Here is an 8,123-nt window from a genome sequence, read left to right as displayed (position 1 = left end):
GTGTGCTTACGTTGATTCTGGATTTTCATGACACCTTATTCCTAAAAAAAGGTGTCTACTTTTGTGGAGTCATATCACTTTCGAAACTCGAAACTCGAAACTCGCAACTCGTCACTCGAAACTAATTAACTGTCGTTACTCTGGCGCGTTCCACTTTTTTAGCTTTTTTATTCTTCTGATTATCAAGTTGTCTATTATCAAGATAATTTTTACCTGCAATGATGAAGCCCATACCAATGAAGGCTCCTGGTGGTAAAATTGCTAATAAAAACTGTTGGTCAAACTGGAATATTTGTAACTCTATACCATTAGCCCATTCACCAAATAATAAGTGAGCACCATCAAATAATGTACCTTGGCCAAGTATTTCGCGAGTGCCACCTAAAAGTAATAATATGAGCATAAATCCTAGTCCCATCATAAGACCATCAAAGGCGGCATTAATAGGTGGGTTTTTAGATGCGTAAGCTTCTGCTCTACCAATAATGGCACAGTTGGTAACAATAAGTGGAATGAATATGCCCAAAGACAAATATAAGCCATAAGTGTAAGCATTCATTAATAGCTCAACTATGGTAACGAAAGAAGCGATGATCATAATAAATACAGGAATACGTATTTCTTTGGTAACCCAGCCTTTAACTAATGAGATAGTTAAGTTAGATACTATTAAAACCAACATAGTGGCAATACTTAATCCCAGTGCATTAATAAATGTATTGGTGACCGCAAGTAATGGGCATAAACCTAATAACTGTACTAAGGCCGGATTATTTTTCCATAAACCTTCTTTTGCTATTGTCGACCAATCTACCAACGTGAATGGATTTGGTTTTTTCTCAGCTACTTCATTATTAACATCTTGGTTGTCGTTAATATCTTCTGCAACAACATTTTCTTCTGAGGTTGTGGTGGTATTAGTCATTAGGCACCTCTTTTTTAGGCGTTTCAGATTTATCTTCTGAATTTTTCTCTGAATCTTTTTCAGAATCGCTGTCTATTTTTTCTACTTTAGGCTTTTCGGTCTCAGCTTTATCCACTTTTGTTTCGACTTTATTAGACTCAGCTTTATCTGTTTCTTTTTCAATTTTAGCTGCATCAACTTCAGTGTCAGGCTTAGTTTCGTCTGTCGATTTTTCAGCCTTAGGTTCATTAGTTTTAGTGTCTTTGGCTTTAGTTTCTTCAGCTTTAGGAGCTTCGGCTTTATCTGTTTCGGCTTTAGCGGCATCAACTTCAGTTTCAGGTTTAACTATATTTGTGGTTTCTTCAGATTTAACTTCATCCGTTTGAGCCTCAGGCTTAATCTCGTCTGTAGTTTGCTCAAGCTTACCTTCATCAGCTTGCGTCTCAGCCTTAACTTCATCTGTGGTTTCTTCCGATTTAGTTTCATCAGCTTGAGTGTCAGACTTAACTTCATCTGTGGTTTCTTCCGATTTAGTTCCATCAGCTTGAGTGTCAGGTTTAACTTCATCTGTGGTTTGCTCAAGCTTAGCTTCATCATCTTGAGTATCAGGTTTTGTTTCGTCTGTAGTTCCCTCAGCTACTGTACTGTCGGCACTAACTTCTTCAAGGTTTACTTCAGGCTTAGTTTCTTCAATTTTAAAATCTTCATCTTTAATACTAGACTCTGCCTTGTCAGTCATTGAAGTGTCTGGATTTGGCTGTTCTACGTTAACGTTTTCAGCTTCTACTTCATCCTCAACTACTGATTCAATAACTGTTTCTACTAATATAGGTTCAGGTATAGATTCACATTGATTTTCTTGAGCAAATAAGTTGTCAAAGTTTAGCGTAACATAATGAATAGATTGACGTAATTGAGTGATCACCGCTCTTGGTGTAATTGTTGCGCCGGTAAATTGATCAAAATAGCCGCTGTCTTTTTTAACAAACCAACGTTTATCTTGTTCTGAAGTCACTTTCATATTATCAAATGACAATACCCAGTCAGATTTTTCAAGGTCAATTTTATCGCCAAGTCCAGGAGTTTCTTTATGCTCTAGTGCTCGTACACCTTGAACTCTACCTTGTTGATCAATGGCAACCATCATTTTTATTAAACCGTTATAACCTTTTAGTGTTTGAGTTTGGAATACTAAGGCGTAAGGAATTTCTTGCATAGTTGCACGATAAATTACATGTTCCTGCTCATCACCAAATATATTGTGGTCGGTTAAACGTAAACAATTTTCAAGTGGGTTATTATCAAATTTAGTAGGGACAAGGACTTGGTTTAGTTTTTTTAATAAATCTTGCTGTGCTTGTTGTTCTATTACGGGTGCAGTTAAAATATAGGTAATTGAAACCAACAAAGTACAAACTGCTGCAAATCCTGATAACAATAGAGCATTTTTTTTAGAGGTAAAAACAAGTAGGTTTTTGCTCATCGTTATACCTTGGCCTTATGGCCGTAAACGGCTGGTTTAGTGTAGTAATCTATTAATGGCACCGCTAAATTCGTTAATAATACTGCAAAGGCGACACCATCTGGATATCCACCCCATTCACGGATCATAAATATTAATGCACCAATAATTGCACCATAAATTAAACGGCCTCTTATGGTAGTAGATGCGGAAATAGGATCCGTTGCTATAAAAAATGCAGCAAACATGGTTGCACCAGAAAATAAGCTGATCATTGGTGGTAATGATAAGTCGGGAGTAATAGAGTAACTTATTAAGCTAAAAGTAAATAAACTCGCAATAATTGCGAAAGGAATATGCCAGCGAATCACACCTTGTTTTAATAGTAGTAATCCACCAATTAAATATCCGAGGTTTACCCATTCCCAACCAGTACCACCATAATCACCATAAATTGGTGATGCTGTGATCTCTGATGCGGTTAAGCCTAAATCTATTTGAGTTTTAAAGTGATCAAGGGGCGTTGCCATTGTTATACCGTCAACGGCTATACGTAATTGTGTGACACTGTAACCATCTAGCGTGAAGCCAGTAAAAATAGATGATACACAATCTAAAAAGCTAATATCGTAGGTCATTACTTGTTGTACTGGTAGCCAATTAGTCATAGCGACAGGGAATGAAATAAGTAATACCACATAGCCTGCCATAGCTGGGTTAAATAAATTAAACCCGAGGCCACCATATAATTGTTTAACTATAATAATGGCAAAAGAAACACCAATAACACTTATCCACCAAGGCGCTAATGGCGGTATGCTTAGTGCAATTAATAATCCAGTTAACATGGCCGAGCCATCTGCAAGTGTTGCTCTTACTGGCTTTTCTCTTAAACTTAATATTATTGCTTCAGCAGTAAGGGCGACAATAATACATAGTAAAGCTTGAACAATAACACCCCAACCAAAAAAGTAGGTTTGAGCGGCAATGCCTGGTATACAAGCATAGCAAACAGTTCGCATTACTTGATTGGTGGTTAAGCCGGTTCGCGTGTGTGGTGAACTAACAAAAAGTTTGGAAATAGATTTCATTAGTTTGACTCACCTTGTTCTTTATTTTCAGCTGCTTGTTTAAGTTTTTTGGCTTTTGCTCTAGCAACTGTAGCCGCAATTTTATCTTTTTTGATCTGCTCAGCAGATTTAGCTTCGACAGCCTCCGCTGATCCAACTTCACTGTCTTGAGATTCAGAGCTTACTGTTGCTGTCGTTTCTGAGTCAGCTTGAGCCTGTTTTTTGGCTTTAGCACGAGCAATGGCCGCTGCGACTTTATCTTGCGTATTGGTTGTTTGAGCGTCAGCACTTATGGGAGCAGTTTCACCAGTTGAAGCTTTTTTCGCTTTGGCTCTAGCTAATGCCGCTGCAATTTTGTCTTTGGCATTGCCATCTTTTTCTAATGCTTTTTTACGCTTGTCTGCAGATTCTTTATGTTTCAATAATCTAGCTTGTTTGTCACGTTCAAGTCTAAGTTGACGCGTTTCAAAACGCTCTTTAGCTTTATCAGATTTAATCTTGTCTTCTTTTTCTTGTTTAATCTCAACTTTACTAGAACGATAATATTGAACTAGAGGGATTTGGCTTGGACAAACATAAGAACAAACACCGCATTCAATGCAGTCTGCTAAGTTATATTCTTCTAATTTTTCGTGATCTTTAGCTTTGCTGTACCACAACATTTGCTGTGGTAATAAGTTCACAGGACAGGCGTCAGAACACAAACTACAACGAATACAAGCTTGCTCAACGCCAAATGATGGTAAGTTATATTCACTTGGCGCAAGTATACAGTTAGTGCTTTTTACCACGGGCATCATGGTATCCATGATATTAAAGCCCATCATAGGCCCGCCCATGATCAATCTTTGGTCTTGTTCTGCAACTAAGCCACAATGAGTTAATAAGTCTGAAATAGGTGTGCCTAATTTCACCCATAAATTTTGTGGACGAGAAATTGACTCGCCAGTCACGGTTACTACACGGTGTATTAAGGCTTTACCGTCAATAACGGCTTCTTTGATAGCAAAACAAGTACCTATATTTTGCATAACAATACCAATATCTGCTGGAATTGATTTACTTGGTACTTCTTGTCCGGTAACAATTTCAATTAATTGCTTTTCGCCACCAGAAGGGTACTTAGTTGGTATTACTCTGACTTCAATAGTGTCTTGGTCTTTTACTGCAAGTTTTATAGCTTCAATAGCTTCAGGCTTATTATCTTCAATAGCGATAACCACTAACTCTGGTTGCACCATATGTTGCAGTATATTAATGCCTTGAGTGATTTCATTAGCAAAATAACGCATTAATACGTCATCGGCTGTTATATAAGGTTCGCATTCAACTCCATTAATTATAAGAAGTTTGATGTCTTTAGTTGGATTAGTCTTTACATAAGTAGGGAAGGCTGCGCCGCCTAAACCAGCAACACCCATAGATTGTATATGTTTAGTTAAACTTGCTGCTTCAGATGTTTGCCAGTTTTTAATCGGTTTTGTAGTGAATACGGTATCTTTATGATCAGACTCTATAACAATTGTGATCTCAGGTTTTCCTGAAGGATGTGCTGAAACATGTGGTGTTATATCTTTAATCACACCGGATGTAGGAGCATGAACTGGAAGACTTAACCCTTCAATTGCATCAGTTAAAGGTTGGCCTGTTAATACTTGTTCACCAACCTTAACCAGCAATTTACCTTCATTACCAATATGTTGTTTTATTGGCACATAATAAAAAGGGGAGAGTGGAATAATATCAATTTTTGTCGAGTTTGACAGGGATTTACGCTCAGGAGGGTGTATGCCGCCAGGAATATCCCACAACTTTCCACTTTTAACTTGTTCAATTAAACTTAATTCTGAATGCAAAATAAAACCTAAAATTAGTTAATGTTTTTAACTGAGATTGCCAATGCATCCCACTTCCAATTTGTATCTGTTAGCGGAACCATATCTATACAATCAACAGGACAAGGCTCAACACACAAGTCACAACCCGTACATTCATCAATGATCACGGTATGCATAACTTTTGATGCTCCCATAATTGCATCAACAGGACAGGCTTGAATACATTTGGTACAACCGATACATTCATCTTCTCTAATAAATGCGACTTTTTTTACATCTTCTTGGCCATGGGCTGAGTCTAACGGTTTTGCATCTACTCCCATTAAGTCAGCAAGCTGTTTTATGGTTGACTCACCACCAGGCGGACATTTATTAATGTCATCACCATTGGCAATTGCTTCAGCGTATGGTTTACAACCAGGGTATCCACATTGACCACATTGAGTTTGCGGTAATAGGTTATCAATTTGCTCTACAAGCGGGTCTGCTTTTACTTTAAATTTTACCGATGCAAAACCTAAAATAGCACCAAAAACAACAGTTAAAGCTATTAGTGCGCCAAGCGCGAATAATAATACGTACATTTAAAAATTCACCAAACCGGCAAACCCCATAAAGGCCAGCGACATTAAACCCGCTGTGATCATAGCAATAGCTGAACCTTTAAATGGGCGAGGTACATCAGCAACCGCTAAACGTTCTCGCATTGAGGCAAATAAGACTAGTACAAAAGAGAAACCAACTGCAGCACCAAAACCATAAACGATAGATTGTAAAAAGTTATGTTCAGCATTTACATTTAACAATGCAACACCTAACACAGCACAGTTTGTAGTAATAAGTGGTAAGAAAATACCAAGTAAGCGATATAGTTTAGGACTGGTTTTATGTACAACCATTTCAGTAAATTGCACAACAACAGCAATGACTAAAATAAAGGCGATAGTACGCAGGAATTCGATACCTAAGGGTTGAAGAATATAGGTATTTAACAAATAGCTAGACATTGAAGCTAAAGTTAAGACAAACGTAGTCGCCATAGACATGCCAATAGCGGTTTCGATTTTACTCGATACCCCCATAAATGGACATAAACCTAAAAATTTTACGAGTACGAAGTTATTAACCAGTACCGTACTTACTAATAAAAGAAAATATTCAGTCATTAAATGCAGTTAAATTTTATTTTTTTGTATTATCCAGTTTTCCAACGAAATTAACAACACATGATTTATGTGGTTATTCTATATATGAGTAATTTTTTATATTTTACAATGAACTAACTTCTATAACAGCTCGTATTAGATAGGGCTGTAATGAAGATAAATAAGTATAATAAGGTTTTAAATAGTTTAATAATTGATTTGAAGTGATTATGTTTCCAGCTTAGGAAAAGCTAGAGTAAGGTCACTATTTATTACGTGACCAGTTTTATTTACAAGAGCAACTTCTGTTGTCCTGTTTGTACTTGAGCATTTGCTTGAGCTACTAATGTTGTTGCATCTGTAGTTTCATCATAGAATAAAATGGCGGTATTTAATTCAGATGATACGTTTTCTTCTAAAAACGAGCCTTTAAATTGCTCGGTAATTTGCAACATTAATTGTTCAGATTGTTCCGCTGAGTAATTTGGTAAAATTAAACCAAAATCAAATCCGTTTAACTTAAAAGCTTCAAGATCATCATCCTTAGTTAATTGAGTTGAAATCGCCATGCCAATTAATTGAATGTACCTGTCACCAGCAGGGTAGCCTAAATTAAAATTTAAGTGCTGTAGTTGTGTGGCTCGAATTAATAAAAAATGACCTGTCTGAGCGCTTTTATTATCTTTTATTAGACTTTCAAAGTGGCCAATAAATTCTGGTCCGCTAGGCAAACCTGTTAATTTATCGAGTTTATTATCTTTTGCTAGTTCTTCTTGTGGTGGTAAATTTTTTGTTGAGTTATTGCCTTTAATTAATATATTAAAGGCAAGAATAAAACCTGGAGCAAAAAACATAAAATACAATAAATGAGTAAATAGACGTAAAAATTCATCATAGGTTGAATGAAATTCAATATGCAGTTCTTCATTTGAGGTAATAAGTGAAGCAGGCTCAGTATAAATAGATAAGCTTTTTAATATAGGCGTGATCAAAGGTGGATTATATTCTGGTTGAATATAACGATAAAGTACATTGCCACTATCGTCTGTGATAGTTAAGAACTCTAATTCAACGGCTCCTCTTAACTGTTTAGATAACAATTTAGCATTATCGCCTAAGTTACTGTAGGTGAATTGTTCAACAAGCTGAATTTGATTATGTTGTTTACTATGTATCAAGTTAGAGGCGGTTATTAAGACAACACCAGATAATAGAGTACCTAAGAAAATACTCAATGATACAAATGTAAATATACGTAAGCGCTTTGATTTCATACTAAATAACAAATACCATTTATAGTTGTTGGTAAAACTTAAAATAAGTTAACCAAATAGAAAGGAAGATTAGTGTGACTATAAAAGCAGATTTATATCTGGATTGAAAGAGTTCTTTATAAACAAACAGAGTGAAAGTGATTTTTGAGCTTTAATGGCACCCCCTCCCCGACACAAAAGTGGACCTGTGCAAGTTAAAAAGTACAGTCCGTCGATCTAGCTAATAGAAATAATATAAAATAGGGTAGAAGAGGCAGTTATTTATTTTTAGAATTTAGAACTTGGAGTTTTGATGGCTCCCCCTCCCCGACACAAAAGTGGACCTGTGCAAGTTAAAAAATACAGTCCGTCGCTCTAGCTAATAGAAATAATATAAAATAGGGTAGAAGAGGCAGTTATTTATTTTTAGAATTTAGAACTTGGAGTTTTG

The 8,123-nt window shown here is 36.3% G+C and carries 7 protein-coding genes; all 7 read right to left on the bottom strand.

The annotated features are described in order from the left end of the window. Nucleotides 1-121: 121 nt before the first annotated feature. The 7 genes from Q0940_RS16895 to Q0940_RS16865 all read right to left on the bottom strand — a co-directional run bounded on the left by Q0940_RS16895 (nucleotide 122) and on the right by Q0940_RS16865 (nucleotide 7,693). On the bottom strand, nucleotides 122-817 hold the full coding sequence (locus Q0940_RS16895) for an electron transport complex subunit E (protein WP_299271102.1): 696 nt from the start codon (nucleotides 815-817) through the stop codon (nucleotides 122-124). 100 nt (nucleotides 818-917) lie between these two features. After that, complete coding sequence (gene rsxG / locus Q0940_RS16890) at nucleotides 918-2,387, bottom strand: electron transport complex subunit RsxG (protein WP_299271100.1); 1,470 nt, start codon at nucleotides 2,385-2,387, stop codon at nucleotides 918-920. Between the two features lie 2 nt (nucleotides 2,388-2,389). Then, complete coding sequence (rsxD, locus tag Q0940_RS16885; RefSeq protein WP_299271098.1) at nucleotides 2,390-3,457, bottom strand: electron transport complex subunit RsxD; 1,068 nt, start codon at nucleotides 3,455-3,457, stop codon at nucleotides 2,390-2,392. Beyond that, entirely contained in the window at nucleotides 3,457-5,292 is a 1,836-nt protein-coding gene (gene rsxC / locus Q0940_RS16880) for an electron transport complex subunit RsxC (protein WP_299271096.1), read from the bottom strand. The genes rsxD and rsxC overlap by 1 nt, the downstream gene beginning before the upstream one ends. A 14-nt stretch (nucleotides 5,293-5,306) precedes the next feature. After that, complete coding sequence (gene rsxB, locus Q0940_RS16875; RefSeq protein ID WP_299271094.1) at nucleotides 5,307-5,858, bottom strand: electron transport complex subunit RsxB; 552 nt, start codon at nucleotides 5,856-5,858, stop codon at nucleotides 5,307-5,309. Next, on the bottom strand, nucleotides 5,859-6,440 hold the full coding sequence (rsxA, locus tag Q0940_RS16870) for an electron transport complex subunit RsxA (protein WP_299271092.1): 582 nt from the start codon (nucleotides 6,438-6,440) through the stop codon (nucleotides 5,859-5,861). Nucleotides 6,441-6,709: 269 nt separating this feature from the next. Beyond that, nucleotides 6,710-7,693, bottom strand: a complete 984-nt coding sequence (locus Q0940_RS16865) for a diguanylate cyclase (protein WP_299271091.1) — start codon at nucleotides 7,691-7,693, stop codon at nucleotides 6,710-6,712. Nucleotides 7,694-8,123 lie beyond the last annotated feature (430 nt).

The organism is uncultured Psychrosphaera sp., from assembly GCF_947500655.1.
GTDB lineage: Bacteria > Pseudomonadota > Gammaproteobacteria > Enterobacterales > Alteromonadaceae > Psychrosphaera.
The sequence above is the reverse complement of the archived record's forward strand: the minus strand, read 5'-3'. Positions and strand labels throughout refer to the sequence as shown.